Annotated in this window: 14 protein-coding genes; 2 read left to right on the forward strand and 12 right to left on the reverse strand. The window is 61.3% G+C overall.

Annotation, left to right across the window (positions count from 1 at the left end):
* Nucleotides 1-45: 45 nt before the first annotated feature.
* The 9 genes from D3870_RS15790 to D3870_RS15830 form a co-directional block, all read right to left on the reverse strand.
* On the reverse strand, nt 46-342 hold the full coding sequence (locus D3870_RS15790) for an STAS domain-containing protein (protein ID WP_119742221.1): 297 nt from the start codon (nt 340-342) through the stop codon (nt 46-48).
* Between the two features lie 17 nt (nt 343-359).
* Nucleotides 360-1,013, reverse strand: coding sequence for an MlaC/ttg2D family ABC transporter substrate-binding protein (locus tag D3870_RS15795; protein WP_119742223.1), 654 nt, complete (start codon nt 1,011-1,013; stop codon nt 360-362).
* 121 nt (nt 1,014-1,134) lie between these two features.
* The gene (locus tag D3870_RS15800) at nt 1,135-2,016 is read right to left on the reverse strand and encodes an MlaA family lipoprotein (RefSeq protein WP_119740561.1); all 882 of its coding nucleotides are present in this window, start codon (nt 2,014-2,016) and stop codon (nt 1,135-1,137) included.
* The gene (gene mlaD / locus D3870_RS15805; protein ID WP_119740563.1) at nt 2,016-2,489 is read right to left on the reverse strand and encodes an outer membrane lipid asymmetry maintenance protein MlaD; all 474 of its coding nucleotides are present in this window, start codon (nt 2,487-2,489) and stop codon (nt 2,016-2,018) included. The genes D3870_RS15800 and mlaD overlap by 1 nt, the downstream gene beginning before the upstream one ends.
* Nucleotides 2,490-2,533: 44 nt before the next feature.
* Nucleotides 2,534-3,313: a lipid asymmetry maintenance ABC transporter permease subunit MlaE gene (gene mlaE / locus D3870_RS15810; RefSeq protein WP_119740565.1), complete on the reverse strand. Its 780-nt coding sequence runs from the start codon at nt 3,311-3,313 to the stop codon at nt 2,534-2,536.
* On the reverse strand, nt 3,310-4,113 hold the full coding sequence (locus tag D3870_RS15815) for an ABC transporter ATP-binding protein (protein WP_119740566.1): 804 nt from the start codon (nt 4,111-4,113) through the stop codon (nt 3,310-3,312). The genes mlaE and D3870_RS15815 overlap by 4 nt, the downstream gene beginning before the upstream one ends.
* Before the next feature lie 152 nt (nt 4,114-4,265).
* On the reverse strand, nt 4,266-5,729 hold the full coding sequence (locus D3870_RS15820) for a glutamate synthase subunit beta (RefSeq protein WP_119740568.1): 1,464 nt from the start codon (nt 5,727-5,729) through the stop codon (nt 4,266-4,268).
* A 95-nt stretch (nt 5,730-5,824) separates the two neighbouring features.
* A complete protein-coding gene (locus tag D3870_RS15825) occupies nt 5,825-10,501 on the reverse strand; it encodes a glutamate synthase-related protein (protein ID WP_119740570.1) in 4,677 nt (1,558 codons plus the stop codon).
* A gap of 195 nt (nt 10,502-10,696) precedes the next feature.
* Nucleotides 10,697-11,410 (reverse strand): REP-associated tyrosine transposase, encoded by a 714-nt coding sequence (locus D3870_RS15830; protein ID WP_119740572.1) that lies wholly within the window; start codon nt 11,408-11,410, stop codon nt 10,697-10,699.
* Nucleotides 11,411-11,569: 159 nt separating this feature from the next.
* Between D3870_RS15830 and D3870_RS15835 the strand changes: the two genes are divergently transcribed.
* On the forward strand, nt 11,570-11,908 hold the full coding sequence (locus D3870_RS15835; RefSeq protein ID WP_242490000.1) for an antitoxin Xre/MbcA/ParS toxin-binding domain-containing protein: 339 nt from the start codon (nt 11,570-11,572) through the stop codon (nt 11,906-11,908).
* Nucleotides 11,895-12,596 carry an RES family NAD+ phosphorylase gene (locus D3870_RS15840; RefSeq protein WP_242490001.1) on the forward strand — a complete coding sequence of 234 codons (702 nt, stop codon included), beginning with the start codon at nt 11,895-11,897 and terminating at the stop codon, nt 12,594-12,596. The genes D3870_RS15835 and D3870_RS15840 overlap by 14 nt, the downstream gene beginning before the upstream one ends.
* Here D3870_RS15840 and D3870_RS15845 read toward each other — a convergent pair.
* The 3 genes from D3870_RS15845 to D3870_RS15855 all read right to left on the reverse strand — a co-directional run bounded on the left by D3870_RS15845 (nt 12,491) and on the right by D3870_RS15855 (nt 16,535).
* Nucleotides 12,491-13,048 carry a DUF2726 domain-containing protein gene (locus D3870_RS15845; protein ID WP_119740576.1) on the reverse strand — a complete coding sequence of 186 codons (558 nt, stop codon included), beginning with the start codon at nt 13,046-13,048 and terminating at the stop codon, nt 12,491-12,493. The two genes, D3870_RS15840 and D3870_RS15845, sit on opposite strands and share 106 nt — an antisense overlap.
* Before the next feature lie 240 nt (nt 13,049-13,288).
* The gene (locus tag D3870_RS15850; protein ID WP_119740578.1) at nt 13,289-14,800 is read right to left on the reverse strand and encodes an HDOD domain-containing protein; all 1,512 of its coding nucleotides are present in this window, start codon (nt 14,798-14,800) and stop codon (nt 13,289-13,291) included.
* 13 nt (nt 14,801-14,813) lie between these two features.
* The gene (locus D3870_RS15855; protein WP_119740580.1) at nt 14,814-16,535 is read right to left on the reverse strand and encodes a putative bifunctional diguanylate cyclase/phosphodiesterase; all 1,722 of its coding nucleotides are present in this window, start codon (nt 16,533-16,535) and stop codon (nt 14,814-14,816) included.
* Between the last annotated feature and the right edge of the window lie 207 nt (nt 16,536-16,742).

Consider the following 16,742-nt stretch of genomic DNA (forward strand, 5'->3'; position numbering starts at 1 on the left):
TGAAAGCGGGAACGCCGGGCGGCGCATCGGGAGGTGACCGGACGGTCAATGGTGCAACAGATCGGCGCGCGGTTCGGCGGGAGAAGCGGCGTGCAGCAACTCGGCCACGCCATACAGTTCAAGCAGGCCTTGCAGATTGACGGGAAGGTTGCGAAATTCAAGCGGCGTCCCCTTGCGCCGCGCCGCGCGCTGCCAGGCGAGCAGCGTCGCGACGGCGGCCGAATCGACCACCGTCACCTCCGCCAGATCGAACGCCACCTGCCCCGCTCCGATGGCGCGCAAACCGTCTTCCAGCACGGTTTTCGCGTTGCTGACAGTGAGCGTCAATGCGGGACGGAACATGGCGTTGTCAGGAAGCATCACGACGCTTTTGCGGTTTTGGCGGCGCTGGCGGCGAGCTTCTTGTTCTTTTCGGTCAACGTCTTGATCAGGCCGTCGATGCCGCCCTTGCTGATTTCAGTGGCGAAATTGCCTTTGTATGTTTCGACCAGCCATGCGCCGAGCACGTTGACGTCATAGATCTTCCAGCCGGTGGGCGTTTTTGCGAGGCGGTAGTTGAGCTGAATCGGATCCCCGCCGCGCGACTGCACCACCTGCGAACGGACTTCCACGTCCAGATCCGCCGGATCGCTACGCATCGGCTTGTATTCCAGTTTCTGGTCCCGGATCTGCGAGATGGCACCGGAATAGGTGTAGACCAGCAGTGCCCGGAATTCATTCGTGAGCTGCTTTTGCTGCTCGGGCGTTGCTTCACGCCAGAAGCGGCCGGATGCCAAGGCGGTCATGCGCTGGAAATCAACGTGCGGCAGGATTTTCGTCTCGACTAGTTCCAGCACGCGCTTCTGGTTGCCGGCCTGAATGTCCCTGTCGCTCCTGGCCGCGTCCAGCACCTCCTGACTGATGCGCTTGACCAGCACATCCGGCGCTTCCTGGGCAGCGGCCTGCCCCGCCGCACACATCAACGTGGCGAGCGATAAACCGATGATTGCAAACAATTTATTGAAGAGTTTCATGATGTCCTGAATTTGCTGAACAGAACCTGTCACGTTCTGCATGGAGTGGTACGGCGAACATTGGTTCGCATGATATCGGGCGCGTTTGCGCCATGTTTGGAAAGCGACAGTTTGAGCAAACTTATTTAGCACTCTCCGTTGCAACGACGGCAGCATGGCTGACCAGCGCCGCGCCCTGTTCCTTTTCGACAACAGATTTACCGGCGGGTTCCCCGCGCTGCGAAATGGCCGGATTGCTCTGCTTCACGTCCGCTTGCGCCTCGCCATGATTCTGATTGGCAGCACTGGCCTCTGTCTTTGCCGGATCGTCCAGTTCGTAAGACGTGCGAGGCGATTCGCCATCCCTGACTAGGCTTTCGCGTCGCTGCATGTAGGCATCGCGCACAAACTCGTAACGATCCAGCGCGGCGTCTTCGAGCAGGCTCGAGGCATCCAGAAGCGCGGCGCGGCGGTCGATCAGACGGACCAGATACCCCGTATTGCGTACGCTGACCGACGTGACGGCTTCCCACGGATCGCCGTAGATGTCGATGGGGTAGGCGATCGTATCGCGCAAGGTGGACGCGCCGAGGAGCGGCAGCACGACATACGGGCCGGACTGCACGCCCCAGCGGCCGAGCGTCTGGCCGAAGTCTTCCCGGTGTTTGATCAGGCCGGCTTCGGTTCCCCAGTCCAGCAGGCCACCGAAGCCGAAGAAGGTATTGACCGTGACGCGCATGACGTCCGACACGCCGTCGGTCACCTTGCCTTGCATCAGATTATTGGCCGCTGTCCAGACATCGCCGAGATTGCCGAAAAAGTTGCCGACGCCGATTTGCACGAAGGTGGGCAAGGTGCTGTACAGCTGCGCCGTCGGCTTCAGGGCGACTTCATCGAGCTTGTCGTTGAAGGTGAAGACCGCACGGTTGTATGGCTCCAGCGGATCCTTGGGATTGGTCGTGGCGCAGCCGCTGATGGCGATCGTCAACGCCAGTGCGACACTGCCTCGAATAACACGACTCATTATTTACTGCCTTCCTTTCCTTCTGCCGCTTTGCTGTAGAGGAACTGGCTGATCAGGTTCTCCAGCACCACGGCCGATTGCGTCATTTTGATCCTGTCGCCAGCCACCAGATTTTCGGTATCGCCGCCGGCTTCCAGACCAATGTATTGTTCGCCCAGCAAGCCGGACGTGAGAATCTTGGCGGACGTATCCTTGGGGAACTTGTAACCGCTTTCCATGTTTAACGTCACGATTGCCTGATAACTTTTGTCGTCGAAGCGAATTTCTGCAACGCGCCCCACCACCACGCCGGCGCTCTTGACCGGGGCGCGCGGCTTGAGGCCGCCGATATTGTCGAATTTGGTGATGACCGGATAGGTTTTCTCGAACGACAGCGAACTCATGTTGCCGGCTTTCATCGCGAGGAACAGCAAGGCCGCCGCACCCAGCAGCACGAACAGGCCAACCCACAAGTCTAGTGATTTTCGTTGCATAACCCGATACCTTGAATATGGGGAAGAGAACCGTTTCAGGTTCTTTAATTAAACATAAGAGCGGTCAGCAAAAAGTCCAGCCATAGCACACTCAACGAAGCGATGACCACGGTGCGCGTCGTCGCCCGCGCCACACCCTCGGGCGTCGGGCTGGCTTCATAACCCTGGTACAAGGCGATGAACGTGACCGCGAATCCGAACACGATGCTTTTCAGCACACCATTCGCCACATCCTTCCAGACATCGACGCCCGCCTGCATCTGCGACCAGAACGCACCTTCATCGACGCCGATCAATTGCACACCGACGACATAGCCGCCGAAGATGCCGACCGCGCTGAATATCGTGGCCAGGATCGGCATCGCCACCACGCCGGCCCAGAAGCGCGGCGCGACCACGCGCTGCAATGGGTTGATCGCCATCATTTCCATGGCTGACAGTTGTTCGCCTGCTTTCATCAAGCCGATTTCTGCCGTCAGCGAGGTGCCGGCGCGCCCGGCGAACAGCAGCGCAGTCACCACCGGACCCAGCTCGCGCGTCAGCGACAGTGCGACCAGCAAGCCCAGAGCCTGTTCGGAGCCGTACTTGTTGAGCGTGTAATAGCCTTGCAAGCCGAGCACGAAGCCGACGAACAAACCGGAAACCGCAATGATCACCAGCGAATAATTGCCGATGAAATGAATCTGGTCAGTGATCAGGCGCGGACGGCGCAACAATCCGACGGATGCAGCGAGCATGGCAAAGAATGTGCGGGTGGCAAAACCGACATTGACAATGAATTCACGCACCCATCGGCCGAGCGTTGACACAGCATCAGCAATCATCCGCGCGCTCCCAGTCCCAAATCGTCGGCCAGCGACTTGCCCGCATAATGGAACGGTACCGGGCCATCCGGCTCGGCATGCACGAACTGCTTCACGTAGGGATCGCTGGAGGCAAGCATTTCGGCAGGGGTGCCTTGCGCCACGATTTTTCCCTGTGACAGAAAATACACGTAGTCGGCGATTGAAAACGATTCATGCACGTCGTGCGACACGAGAATCGAGGTCGAGCCCAGCACGTCGTTCAAGCGGCGGATCAGGTTTGCGGTCACGCCCATCGAAATCGGATCGAGCCCGGCAAACGGCTCGTCATACATGATGAGCTGCGGATCGAGCGCGATGGCGCGCGCCAGCGCAACGCGGCGCGCCATGCCGCCGGAAATCTCGGCCGGTTTCAATTGCGCGGCGTTGCGCAAGCCGACCGCATGCAATTTCATCAACACCAGATCGCGGATCAATTCTTCCGGCAGATCGGTATGTTCGCGCAACGGGAACGCGACGTTTTCGAATACGGTGAGGTCGGTGAACAAGGCGCCGTGCTGGAACAGCATGCCCATCTTGCGGCGCAGCGCGTACAGCGCCGGTGTGCCGAGCGTCTGCACCATTTGTCCATCGACATTGATGGTGCCCGATTGCGGATGCAGCTGTCCGCCGATCAGGCGGAGAATGGTTGTCTTGCCTGAGCCGGAGCCGCCCATGACAGCGATTACCTTGCCTCGCGGGAAATCCATGCGGAGCTCCGACAGGATCGGACGCGCTCCATAGGAAAAATGCAAATCGCGGATTTCGACAAGATTGGGCACAACAAAATCTTCGGCTCGTTAAAGATGGAATTGTAGTTCAGAAACAATCTTTCCACCGACGGCCGCCCGGGCGAAATCAAAATTACAACAAACAAAAAGCCTGCCGGATTCTGCAATCCGGCAGGCCTTGTTGCGAAACTCTTGCGGAATGATTAACGCGGCAGCACGCTCGATCCCATCAGGAATTCGTCGACCGCGCGGGCGCACTGACGGCCCTCCCGAATCGCCCACACCACCAGCGACTGGCCGCGGCGCATATCGCCCGCGGCAAACACCTTGTCGGCCGAGGTCTTGTAACAGCCCTCGCCATCAGTTGTCGCCTTCGCATTGCCGCGCATGTCCTTCTCGACGCCGAATGCGTCCAGCACTTGCTGCACCGGCGAGACGAAACCCATCGCCAGCAGCACCAGGTCGGCTTTCATCTCGAATTCGGAATCCGGCACCTCGACCATCTTGCCGTCCTTCCATTCGACGCGCGCCGCGATCAGCTTCTCGACCTTGCCATTCTTGCCTTCGAGGCGCTTGGTGGCGACCGCCCAATCGCGCTCGCAACCTTCCTCATGCGACGAGGAGGTGCGCAGCTTGGTCGGCCAGTACGGCCACACCAGCGGCTTGTTTTCCTGCTCCGGCGGTTGCGGCAGCAATTCGAATTGAGCGACCGATGCTGCGCCGTGGCGATTGGACGTGCCGACGCAGTCGGAACCGGTGTCGCCGCCACCGATCACGACCACGTGCTTGCCAGTCGCGAGAAGCTGATCTTTCAGCTTGTCGCCGGCATTGACCTTGTTTTGCAACGGCAGGAAATCCATCGCAAAATGCACGCCCTTCAGGTCGCGCCCCGGCACCGGCAGGTCGCGCGGCTGTTCCGCGCCGCCGGCGATGACGATGGCGTCGAATTCCTTATTGAGCTGTTCCGGCGAGATGGTTTCCTTGGCCCAGTTGGTGACGTTGGCGGGAAAATCCTTGCCGACCAGGACGCCGGTGCGGAAGCTCACACCTTCGGCCTTCATCTGTTCGACGCGGCGGTCGATGTGCGACTTTTCCATCTTGAAGTCAGGGATGCCGTAACGCAGCAGGCCGCCGACGCGGTCGTTCTTTTCGAACACGGTCACGTCATGGCCGACGCGCGCCAACTGCTGCGCGGCGGCCAGACCTGCGGGGCCGGAGCCGACCACGGCGACCTTCTTGCCGGTCTTCGATGCCGGCACTTGCGGCATGACCCAGCCGCTGGCCCAGCCCTTGTCGATGATGAAATGCTCGATCGACTTGATGCCGACCGGGTCGCTGTTGATGCCGAGCGTGCAGGCGGATTCACAGGGTGCCGGGCAGATGCGGCCGGTGAATTCCGGGAAGTTGTTGGTCGAGTGCAGGCTGTCCAGCGCTTCGCGGTAGTTGCCGTGATAAACCAGATCATTCCAGTCGGGGATGATGTTATTGACCGGGCAGCCGTTGTTGCAGAACGGAATGCCGCAATCCATGCAGCGCGCGCCCTGGATTTTCGCATCCGCGTCGGAGAGGTGAACGGTGAATTCCTTGTAGTGCTTCTTGCGCGATTGCGGTGCTTCGCTCGCTTCTTGCAGGCGCTGGAATTCCAGAAAGCCGGTTACTTTTCCCATGATGTTCCTTCAGTGTTTTTATCGGTAGGGTGGGCATGCATGCCCACGCCGGTTACTTCAGCGTCCGCGCGGGCACGAGTGCCCACCCTACTTTTTTACGCCGCAATTTTTTCCTTGCCCTGTGCCGCGTTGATCTCGCCCAAGGCCCGCTTGTACTCGGTCGGGAACACCTTGACGAACTTGCTGCGTGCATTGGCCCAGTCGTCCAGCAGGTTGCGCGCACGCGTGCTGCCGGTGTACTTGAAGTGGCGCTCGATCAGGCTCTTCAGGATCGCCTCGTCGGTCTGGTCTTCACCGTTGCGCACGGTGCTGTGCCAGATGGCGCGATCGATCTTCGCTTCCTGCTCCGCGCTGGGGAGAACGTGATCCAGCGCGACCATCGCCATGTTGCACTTCTTCGCGAATTCGCCGTCTGCGTCGTACACGTAAGCGAGTCCGCCGGACATGCCTGCGGCGAAGTTGCGGCCGGTTGCGCCGAGCACGACGACGGTGCCGCCGGTCATGTATTCGCAGCCGTGGTCGCCGGTGCCTTCAACGACGGCAATCGCGCCGGAGTTGCGCACGGCGAAACGCTCGCCAGCCACGCCGTTGATGAATGCCTCACCGGAAATCGCGCCGTACAGCACAGTGTTGCCGACGATGATGTTGTCGATCGCCCGGCCGCGGAACTCGGTGTTCGGACGCACGATGATGCGACCGCCCGACAAGCCCTTGCCGACGTAATCGTTGCCTTCGCCAACCAGGTCCAGCGTGATGCCGTGGGCGAGGAATGCGCCGGCCGACTGGCCTGCCGTGCCTTGCAACTGGATGTGAATGGTGTCGTCGGGCAGACCTTCGTGACCGTATTTCTTCGCCACTTCGCCGGACAGCATGGTGCCGACCGTGCGGTTGAGATTGCGAATCGGCGAAATGAAGGACACCTTCTCGCCCTTGTCGAGCGCCGGCTTTGCCTGTGCGATCAGCTTGTGGTCGAGCGCCTTTTCCAGACCGTGATCCTGCTCCTCGACCTGGTAGCGCGGTTCGTCCGCCCCCACTTCCGGTTGATAGAAGATGCGGCTGAAGTCGAGTCCCTTCGCCTTCCAGTGCGAGATCGCCTTCGACTTGTCGAGCAGGTCGGAACGGCCGATCAGTTCATTGAAGGTGCGAATGCCCAGCTGCGCCATGATCTGGCGCGCTTCCTCGGCGACGAAGAAGAAGAAGTTGACGACGTGTTCCGGCTTGCCGGAGAACTTGGCGCGCAGTACCGGGTCTTGTGTCGCCACGCCCACCGGGCAGGTGTTCAGATGGCATTTGCGCATCATGATGCAGCCTTCGACAACCAGCGGCGCAGTGGCGAAGCCGAGTTCCTCTGCGCCCAGCAGCGCGGCGATCACGACGTCACGGCCGGTCTTGATCTGGCCGTCGGTCTGCACGCGGATGCGGCTGCGCAGGCCGTTCAGCACCAGCGTCTGCTGCGTTTCAGCAAGGCCCAGCTCCCACGGCGTGCCGGCGTGCTTGACGGAGGACAGCGGCGATGCGCCGGTGCCGCCATCATGACCGGCGATCACGACGTGGTCGGCTTTCGCTTTCGCGACGCCGGCGGCGACCGTGCCGACGCCGACTTCCGACACCAGCTTGACCGAGATCGAGGCTTTCGGATTCGCATTCTTCAGGTCGTGGATCAGCTGCGCCAGATCTTCGATCGAGTAGATGTCGTGATGCGGCGGCGGTGAAATCAGGCCGACACCCGGCACCGAGAAGCGCAGCTTGGCGATGTATTCAGACACTTTGTGGCCCGGCAACTGGCCGCCTTCGCCCGGCTTCGCGCCTTGCGCCATCTTGATCTGGATCTGATCGGCGGACGTCAGGTACTCGGCGGTGACACCGAAGCGGCCCGACGCCACCTGCTTGATCTTGGAGCGCAGCGAATCGCCTTCCAGCAGCGGCATGTCGACTTCGATGCGGTCCTTGCCGATCACGGACGCGAGCGTTTCGCCCTTCTTGATCGGGATGCCCTTCAACTCCATGCGATAGCGGTTCTCGTCCTCGCCGCCTTCGCCGGTGTTCGACTTGCCGCCGATGCGGTTCATCGCGATCGCGAGCGTGGCGTGCGCCTCGGTCGAGATCGAGCCGAGCGACATGGCGCCGGTGGCGAAACGCTTGACGATTTCCTTGGCCGGTTCCACTTCATCGAGCGAAATGGCCTTCGACGGATCGATCTTGAACTCGAACAAACCGCGCAAGGTCATGTGGCGCCTGGATTGATCGTTGATGATCTGCGCGTATTCCTTGTAGGTGTTGAAGTTGTTGGCGCGAGCCGAATGCTGCAGCTTCGCGATCGCGTCCGGCGTCCACATGTGGTCTTCGCCGCGCACGCGGAAGGCGTATTCGCCGCCGGCGTCGAGCGCGTTCGCCAGCACCGGGTCAGCGCTGAACGCGAGCGTGTGCAGACGCAAGGCTTCCTCGGCGATCTCGAATACGCCGATGCCTTCGACGTTGGACGCGGTACCGCGGAAGTACTTGCTGACCAGCGCTTTGGACAAACCGATCGCTTCGAATATCTGCGCGCCGCAATAGGACATGTAGGTCGAGATGCCCATCTTGGACATCACCTTCATCAAGCCCTTGCCGACTGCTTTCTGGAAGTTGTAGATCGCCTTTTCCGGCGACAGCGTGCCCGGCAAGCCGTTCGCCATCTCGCTCAACGTGTCCATCGCGAGGTACGGATGGATCGCTTCCGCGCCATAGCCGGCGAGCAGCGCGAAGTGATGCGTTTCGCGGGCCGAACCGGTTTCCACCACGAGGCCGGTCGAGGTGCGCAGACCCTTGCTGACCAGGTGCAGGTGGATCGCGGAGGTCGCCAGCAAGGCCGGAATCGCGACATGCTCCGCATCGACCTTGCGGTCGGAAATGATCAGGATGTTGTGGCCCGATTTGACGGCATCGACCGCCTTCGCGCACAGCGAGGCGAGACGGGCTTCGATGCCTTCCTTGCCCCATGCGACCGGATAGCAGATGTTCAGTTCATGTGACTTGAACTTGCCGCCGGTATGCGCGCTGATGTTGCGCAGCTTCGCGATGTCGGCGTAGTCGAGGATCGGCTGCGACACTTCGAGCCGCATCGGCGGATTGATGTTGTTGGTGTCGAGCAGGTTCGGGCGCGGGCCGATGAAGGACACCAGCGACATCACCATCGCTTCGCGGATCGGGTCGATCGGCGGGTTGGTGACTTGCGCGAACAGCTGCTTGAAGTAGTGATAGAGCGTCTTGTTCTTGTTGGACATGACTGCCAGCGGCGAGTCGTTGCCCATCGAGCCGACGGCTTCTTCACCGGCGGCTGCCATCGGCGCCATCAGGAATTTCAGCTCTTCCTGGGTGTAGCCGAACAACTGCTGGCGGTCGAGCAGCGGGATGGTCGATTTCTGCTCCGCCGGTTCGAGCTCGAGCTCGTCGAGCTTGATGCGTACCGAGTCGATCCACTGCTTGTACGGCTTGGCGTTGGCGTAGGTATCCTTCAGTTCCTTGTCGTCGATGATGCGGCCGGCGTCGAGGTCGATCAGGAACATCTTGCCTGGCTGCAGACGCCATTTCTTGATGATCTTCGACTCCGGGATCGGCAGCACGCCGGATTCCGACGCCATCACGACGAAATCGTCATCGGTCACGATGTAGCGCGCCGGACGCAGGCCGTTGCGGTCGAGTGTGCCGCCGATGTGACGGCCGTCGGTGAAGGCCATCGCGGCGGGGCCGTCCCACGGCTCCATCATCGCGGCGTGGTATTCGTAGAACGCGCGACGGTTGTCGTCCATCAACGTGTGGTTTTCCCAGGCTTCCGGGATCATCATCATCATTGCTTGCGCCAGCGGATAGCCGGCCATCAGCAGCAGCTCGAGCGCGTTGTCGAAGCAGGCGGTGTCGGACTGGCCTTCATAGATCAGCGGGAACAATTTCTTGAGGTCGTCGCCCAGCACGGCGGATTTCATCACGCCTTCACGGGCGCGCATCCAGTTGAAGTTGCCCTTGACGGTATTGATTTCGCCGTTGTGCGCGATCAGGCGGTACGGGTGCGCCAGCGGCCACTCGGGGAAGGTGTTGGTGGAGAAACGCTGGTGCACCAGCGCCAACGCGGAAACGCAGCGCGGGTCCTGCAAATCCTTGTAGTACACGCCGACCTGATCGGCCAGCAGCAGGCCCTTGTACACGACGGTGCGCGCCGACATGGACGGCACGAAGAATTCCTTGCCGTGGATCAGGTTCAGCGCCTGGATCGCGTGGCCGGAGGATTTGCGGATCACATACAGCTTGCGCTCCAGCGCATCGGTCACCATGATGTCCGCGCCGCGGCCGATGAAAATCTGGCGGATCACCGGCTCTTTCGTGCGCACGGTCGGCGACATCGGCATGTCGAAGTCGACCGGCACATCGCGCCAGCCGAGCACGACTTGCCCTTCCGCAAGGACGGCGCGCTCGATTTCCTGCTCACAGGCAATGCGGGAAGCATTTTCTTTTGGCAAAAACACCATGCCGACGCCGTATTCGCCACGCGGCGGCAGGTTCACGCCCTGCTTCGCCATTTCCTCACGATAGAACTGGTCCGGAATCTGGATCAAGATGCCCGCGCCATCGCCCATCAGCTTGTCGGCACCGACCGCGCCCCGGTGGTCGAGATTCTTCAGGATGAGCAAGCCCTGCTCGATGATGGAATGGCTTTTGGTACCTTTGATATGGGCGATGAAACCGACACCACAGGCGTCATGTTCGTTGGCTGGATCGTAAAGACCTTGCGCGTGCATAAGCGTTCTCCGCAACTTTTGAATATTGATGTTGAAGAATAGTGCAGTGCAAAAGATTGTTCAATCAAAATAAAAAGGGTCAGAGTAAAATTAATACCAACAGCTTTTTTGAGATTTTATAATTAGGGACAGAGTAAATCTCGCCGCAAAGATACAGGAATTTCATTGCAGAGGAGACACAAGATTGATGCGGATTTATTCGGAGTCGGATGGCGGCTCAGCAACTTTTCCAGCCGGCCGGCCGCGCTTTGCCGGGCTGACGCGCCGGTTGACGGTCTTTTCCAGACGCCCCTTGAACTTCTCCGAACCGAATGCCCAGCCTTTCAGCGTCGCTTCGCTCAATGCCTCGACCTCCTGCAGCGTGAGTGCTTGCTCTGCCAGATTGCGGTAATTGGCCTCGCGGTCGAACGGAGTGTTGCCCAAGGCCCAGTACATCGCATGATCGGTGATCAGCGGATCGGGCTTGCCGCCAGCGTGATGGACATAGCTGGACCACGGATATTCGGCGGCGGAGCCAACGATGCCGGCGCGCACCGGATTGAGCTCGATATAACGGCTGCATGTCATGAAATACTTTTCGGCATCGATCACCGTGGCCTTGTAGCGGCCCTGCCACAAGGTGCCGGCGCGGCCGTACTTGTTGTTGAAGTACGGCACGTATTGCCTTCCCACCCATTGCATCATCCGGCCGAGCCCGACCTGGTCGGCAGGTGTCGCCAGCACATGCAGATGGTCCGGCAGAAGCACATAGGCGTGAATGGCCACCTTGAACTGGCGCGATGCTTCGCGCAGCCATGCGAGAAAGGCGGTGTAATCCGCTGCATCGCGGAAGATCGGCTGGCGATCGATGCCGCGTTGAATGATGTGGTGCGGCTGCTGTGGAACGACGAGTCGGGGAAGGCGGGCCATGGCGAAAACCGGACAAAAAGTCAGGCCATTATAGGAGAGGTTAACAGCTCTGTCCCCAATTTAATTTATTGCTATTGAATGTTTTAATGCATATTCTTTCCATGGAAATGAAGGAGCCGCATGCACAACCTCAATTCATCAGCGCAACCGGAAGCGGGAATGACTGTTTCCAAGGCAATTGTTCGCGCCGCCGAGCTATTGCAGCTCAGACAATCATCGCTGGCGCGTATCCTGGGCATCAGCCCGGCGACCGCATCGCGCCTGTGCGCGGGCACCTATGTGCTCAATCCCGCACGGACAAAGGAATGGGAACTGGCACTCTTGCTCATTCGCCTGTTCCGCTCGCTCGATGCGGTGCTGGGACACGGCGAAAGTGCACGGCAATGGCTGGCCGGCGAGAACCTCGGCCTGAACGGGCGACCGGCCGATCTGATTGAAAGCGCGGAAGGATTGGTGCGCGTGCTGCATTATCTCGACGCGCATCGTGGCCGGATTTGAGGCGACGCACGTCGCGCTGGACCTGTGGCGCGCGGTCGAGGCGCAGCACCGGGTCGCGACGATGGTGCTGGTCGACACGCTGGATGAGCAGATGCTGCTCGAACGTCTGCTGGACGAGGCCAAACCGGCAGTGCCGCCTGCGCAGCGCAGCCTGCACTGGCTGCTGTTCACGCCGTTCCGCTATCCGCCCCTGCCCTCCGGTTCGCGCTTTCGCGGGCCGAACGATCCGGGCGTGTTCTACGGCGCGGAGGAGCAGCGCACCGCCTGCGCCGAACTCGGCTATTGGCGCTGGCGCCTGCTGATGGACAGCCCCGCGCTGAAATCGATCAAACCGATGCAGCAGACGCTGTTCAGGACGCCGGTGCGCGGCACCGCCATCGACTTGCGGCAGCCGCCGCTGTCCGGGCGGCGTGCGCAATGGACGCATACCGCCGATTACCGGCCCTGCCAGGATCTGGCCTCGCAGGCGCGGCAGGAGCATATTCAGATCATCCGCTACGAATCGGTGCGCGACCCGCAGGCCGGTGCTTGCGCCGCACTGTTGAGCCACACCGCCTTCGCCGCCAGCGAGCCGTCGGAAAGTCAGATGTTCATGCTGGCGGTGTTCCGCCACGGCGTCTTCTGGCGCCTCGACTCCATCTTCGAGGAGCGCGCATTCGTATTCGACACGTCGCGGTGGAGCAGCTGACGCACCGAGCGGGCGAAAATCACCTGTTCGATTATTGCCTCCGATGGCAGCTGCCTGGCGTGGAAGCGCAGGGTCTTGATGCCGGCGCTGGCCAGGTATTCATCCCGCGCCAGCTCCTTGCGCGACACACCCGAACGATGGCTCAGTTCCACCACCGCGCGCAGCTGCATGTCTTCGTCGAATACCGCATAGCCGACACGCCTGGCCGCGATACGCTCATGCGCCAGCTGCCGCGCTCTGCCGAGCCCGGTCGGCTCCAGCAGCGCCGTCATTGCGACCTTCGGAAAGACATGGCAGCCGGGCAAGGCGTTGCGCAAGGTATGGAAGAATTCGAGATCGCCGCCCGTCAACACCGGCTTGCTCTTGTAGCGCGGCTTGCCGCCGCCGTGAAAGGCAAGCCACAGCAATGCAGCACCCAGTCCGACGCCCCCTGCAATCATCCAGTCGTTCATGGCGGTATTGTTATTGTCGAAAAGGTAATGAATCTACCAGCAAAACGACATGTCGCCTATATCAACGAACACAGAGAAGAATTGAGGATCATCAACAGCGATGCGCGCGCAAGTTTCCAGAGCGCGGCAAAATGAAGCATGGTGTTGCGCGGCGGAACAGAGATCGGAAATCGCGAAGCACGGCAGCAAGCAGCACATGACGTCCGGCAACGCAACCCGGAATCACGTTGCCAGGCGCACTTACAGCATCCGTCGCGCCCAGACAGACTCTTCCTGGCGGCGCTGTTCCACCGCCTGCACCACCAATACGCGCAATTCGTTCAGCTGCATGAACTCATGCGACTCGATTTTGGCGGCGGGACTGGCAATATCCCAGTCACCGTAGATGAAGCCCACCGGACGGCGGTCCACGGTCAGCGGCAGCACCATGAAGCTGCGCACCGTCGGCAGCGAGGCCTTCCACCAGCGCGGCACCTTGTTCGTGAAGGACGGCTCCTGCGCATTCTCGACGAACACGATCTTGTCGTTCGCCAGCGCCGCATGGAACACATCGGGCTGATACGCATCGTCGAATACCAGCCGCGACAGCAGCTCCTGCACGCCGTCGCCGAAGCACATGCGGGCGTTGTACTGCCCGCGCTCCTGGTCGCGCAGGAAAACCACCGCACGGCTGAAACCGAGTCCCTGGTACACGGTTTCCAGCGCCATCGTCAGCAGCTGGCCCGTGCTGGCGGTCCGCACCGCGCCGCGCATGTCGGACACGCCGCGCGTCAGAATGTCGATCGCCTCCACCGGCTTGCCGCCGCTGTGCGGCGGCACCGTCCTGCGTTCGGCCCGGACGCCTTTGCCGGCGTGTACCTCCACCACGGCCTCTTCGGCAAGCGTTTGCTGTGCGAGTTCCACCGCGTCCAGCAGTTGCGGCACATCAAGCCCCAGCATGTCGGCGAAGTCCCCGGCGAGCGCCAGTATCGCGTCGGAAGCCTCCTCGCCCCCGCCCGAACACACCGCGTCGGCGCATCGCGACGACAGCGTAGCGACCGCTGCCAGCCAGTCGGCATGGTCCAGCGGCTCCTCGACCGGTTGCGGCTCGACATCCTTGAGCGTATCGATCAGCGGGGCCGGCAGGCTCCATCGCCTGGCGGCAAGCCGGCCGATATCGTCGAGACCGAGGCCGAGCACCTCAACCGCAACCTGTTCTTCGCGCATTCCGCTCTCGGCGCAACGCGCCTGGATCCGCTGCCACTGGTCGGGCAGATAGAAGGCCACCATCATGCGGCCGAGCGTATGCAGCATCGAGCAAACCACGGCCTCCTCGGCATCGCGCCGGCTCGCGGACGACGCGACCTGGCGCGCGATATGGCCGGCCAGCACCGCCTTTTCCATTTCACTGCGCGCGCGCTCGGACTCGGTCGAGGCGGCGGACAGCCCGTCGATCAGCTTCAGACCCAGCGCCAGATGGCCGATCGCCTCGGTGCCGAGCACGATCACGGCCTTGGAAACGGTATTGACATCCTGCCCGAACACCGAGTACATCGCGCTGTTGGCAAGCCGCAGCACCTTCTGCGTGAGAGCCGGATCGGACAGCACGGTGCGGGTCATGTTGAACTCGCGATCGTCGTCGCCGCGCATGGCGCCGATGATGATGCGCACGACCTTGGAAAAACCGGGCAGGTCGCCGCGCTGACGCACGCGCGCCCACAACTGGGACATCGTTTTGTCCGCACTGACGGTTTCGGTCCTGGGGATGCTCATGATGAGGTTGTTCTTATTGTGCGGCGAGGGATGGCGCCTCGCGACGGGACTCGTCGCTCAACAGCGCAATCACGTTTTCGGGCAGCAAGGGCGCGCCGGTGAGAAAGCCCTGCACCAGCGCGCATCCATTGTCGGCAAGGAACTCCAGCTGTTCTTCGCTCTCGACCCCTTCGGCCACTGTCGACAGGTTCAGATGGCTGGCCAGGCTCAGGACCACATTGCAGATCGCCGCGTCCTTGAGCGAGCCCGGCAGGTCCTTGATGAATTCGCGGTCGATCTTCAGCGCGGCAATCGGGAAGCGCTTGAGGTAAGCCAGCGAGGAATAACCCGTGCCGAAGTCATCGATCGCGATGCGCACGTTGCGCTCGACCATGGCGGTCAGCAGGGTTTCGGCATGCTCCGGGTCCGACATCAGGATGCCTTCGGTGATTTCGAGCAGCAACTGCTCGCCCCGCAGGCCGGACAGCTGGATCGCCTCGTCCATGATGTCGATGAACTGATCGTTGCGGAATTGCCGCGGACTGACGTTGACCGACACGTAGAGCGGCCTGCCGGCCACTTCCTCGAAACGCTTGAGCTGCACGCACGCGGCCTTCAATACCCATGCGCCGAGCAGGTTGATCAGGCCGTTGCTTTCCGCCATCGGGATGAACTGGGCGGGCGGCACCAGCCCCTTGTCCGGACTGACCCAGCGCATCAAGGCTTCGAAGCCCATGATGCGGCGCGTGCGCGCATCGACGATCGGCTGATAGTGCAGCAGGAATTCGCCATCCCGGACGGCCTGGAACATCGCCGCCTCCATCGACACGTCATGTTCCGGCTGCGTGAACTTGTGCTGGTCATAGATGACGCAGCGCGCCTTGCCGGTCTCCTTCGCACGGTACATCGCGGTATCGGCATGCGCCAGCAGCTTGACTTCGCTGTCGCCGTGGTCCGGGAAGATCGCCGCGCCGATCGACGTGCCGACATACAGCGCATGGCCCTGGATGTCGAATGGCAGCTGCATGGCCGCAATCATGCGCCGCGCAATGGCCTGGATCTCCGCCTCGGTCGCCGCGCCCGGCAGCACGGCGACGAATTCATCCCCGCCCACGCGTGCCAGCGTATCGACCGCGCGGATCGCCTCGGACAAGCGCGCGGCGGCGACGCGCAGCAGCACATCGCCGACGGCGTGGCCGAGCGCATCGTTGACCTTCTTGAAACCATCGAGATCGAGCGCCACCACCGCGAATCCCGTATCGGTGCGACGCGCCTGCGCAATCGCCATGCGCAGCCGGTCCGACAGCAGGGAGCGATTGGCGAGGCCGGTCAGCGCATCATGCGTAGCCATATGGCGCAGGCGCTCCTCGGTGGCGTGCTGCCCCGAGATGTCGCGCCCGACCGCCAGCAGTTCGACCTCGCCCTGCACGGTCGAATACGCGGTGATCTGCAATTCGACCCACAGTGCGGATGCCGGCGTCTTCATGCGCATGTTGACGCGGCTCGGCACGCGCATGGCGAGCGCCTGCGAAATCGCGCCCCGCAGCGCGGCCTGATCCGGATCGGGCGCGATCGCCGTCAGCGGTTGACCGGCCAGATTCGCCTCGGGGCCGATCAACTCGATCGCACGATTGCTCGCGAAGAGGATTTCGCCCTTCTCGTTCAGGCGGAACACGGCATCACCCGCAGCTTCCATCAGGCTGTCTAGCTGTGCTTTGGACGCGATATCGCGGCGCTCGGGGCTATTGGAAAACATTCTTGTTTGATGCTTAATCTTCTGTGTCTGCTGCGAATCGTTTCTTATCAAGCAGATGGCATATCTTTCTTCTCTGCAATATTAACAAATTGAATCATGAACATTTGATGCATGGCAAGTATTCATTCGCAAAACCCGCAATGAAACCGCACAAAAAAAGAAAGCTCCGTCATGCGGAGCTTTTCTTGTCGGACAACCTCTGTCAGA

Source organism: Noviherbaspirillum cavernae, assembly GCF_003590875.1.
GTDB classification, from domain to species: domain Bacteria; phylum Pseudomonadota; class Gammaproteobacteria; order Burkholderiales; family Burkholderiaceae_D; genus Noviherbaspirillum; species Noviherbaspirillum cavernae.

What these genes read in the sequence shown, in the direction of transcription:
- D3870_RS15845 (WP_119740576.1), bottom strand. Translation starts at nt 13,048, where the DNA reads ATGAACGACTGGATGATTGCAGGGGGCGTCGGACTGGGTGCTGCATTG.
- D3870_RS15795 (WP_119742223.1), bottom strand. Translation starts at nt 1,013, where the DNA reads ATGAAACTCTTCAATAAATTGTTTGCAATCATCGGTTTATCGCTCGCC.
- D3870_RS15820 (WP_119740568.1), bottom strand. Translation starts at nt 5,729, where the DNA reads ATGGGAAAAGTAACCGGCTTTCTGGAATTCCAGCGCCTGCAAGAAGCG.
- mlaD (WP_119740563.1), bottom strand. Translation starts at nt 2,489, where the DNA reads ATGCAACGAAAATCACTAGACTTGTGGGTTGGCCTGTTCGTGCTGCTG.
- D3870_RS15800 (WP_119740561.1), bottom strand. Translation starts at nt 2,016, where the DNA reads ATGAGTCGTGTTATTCGAGGCAGTGTCGCACTGGCGTTGACGATCGCC.
- D3870_RS15830 (WP_119740572.1), bottom strand. Translation starts at nt 11,410, where the DNA reads ATGGCCCGCCTTCCCCGACTCGTCGTTCCACAGCAGCCGCACCACATC.
- D3870_RS15835 (WP_242490000.1), top strand. Translation starts at nt 11,570, where the DNA reads ATGACTGTTTCCAAGGCAATTGTTCGCGCCGCCGAGCTATTGCAGCTC.
- mlaE (WP_119740565.1), bottom strand. Translation starts at nt 3,313, where the DNA reads ATGATTGCTGATGCTGTGTCAACGCTCGGCCGATGGGTGCGTGAATTC.
- D3870_RS15790 (WP_119742221.1), bottom strand. Translation starts at nt 342, where the DNA reads ATGTTCCGTCCCGCATTGACGCTCACTGTCAGCAACGCGAAAACCGTG.
- D3870_RS15825 (WP_119740570.1), bottom strand. Translation starts at nt 10,501, where the DNA reads ATGCACGCGCAAGGTCTTTACGATCCAGCCAACGAACATGACGCCTGT.
- D3870_RS15850 (WP_119740578.1), bottom strand. Translation starts at nt 14,800, where the DNA reads ATGAGCATCCCCAGGACCGAAACCGTCAGTGCGGACAAAACGATGTCC.
- D3870_RS15855 (WP_119740580.1), bottom strand. Translation starts at nt 16,535, where the DNA reads ATGTTTTCCAATAGCCCCGAGCGCCGCGATATCGCGTCCAAAGCACAG.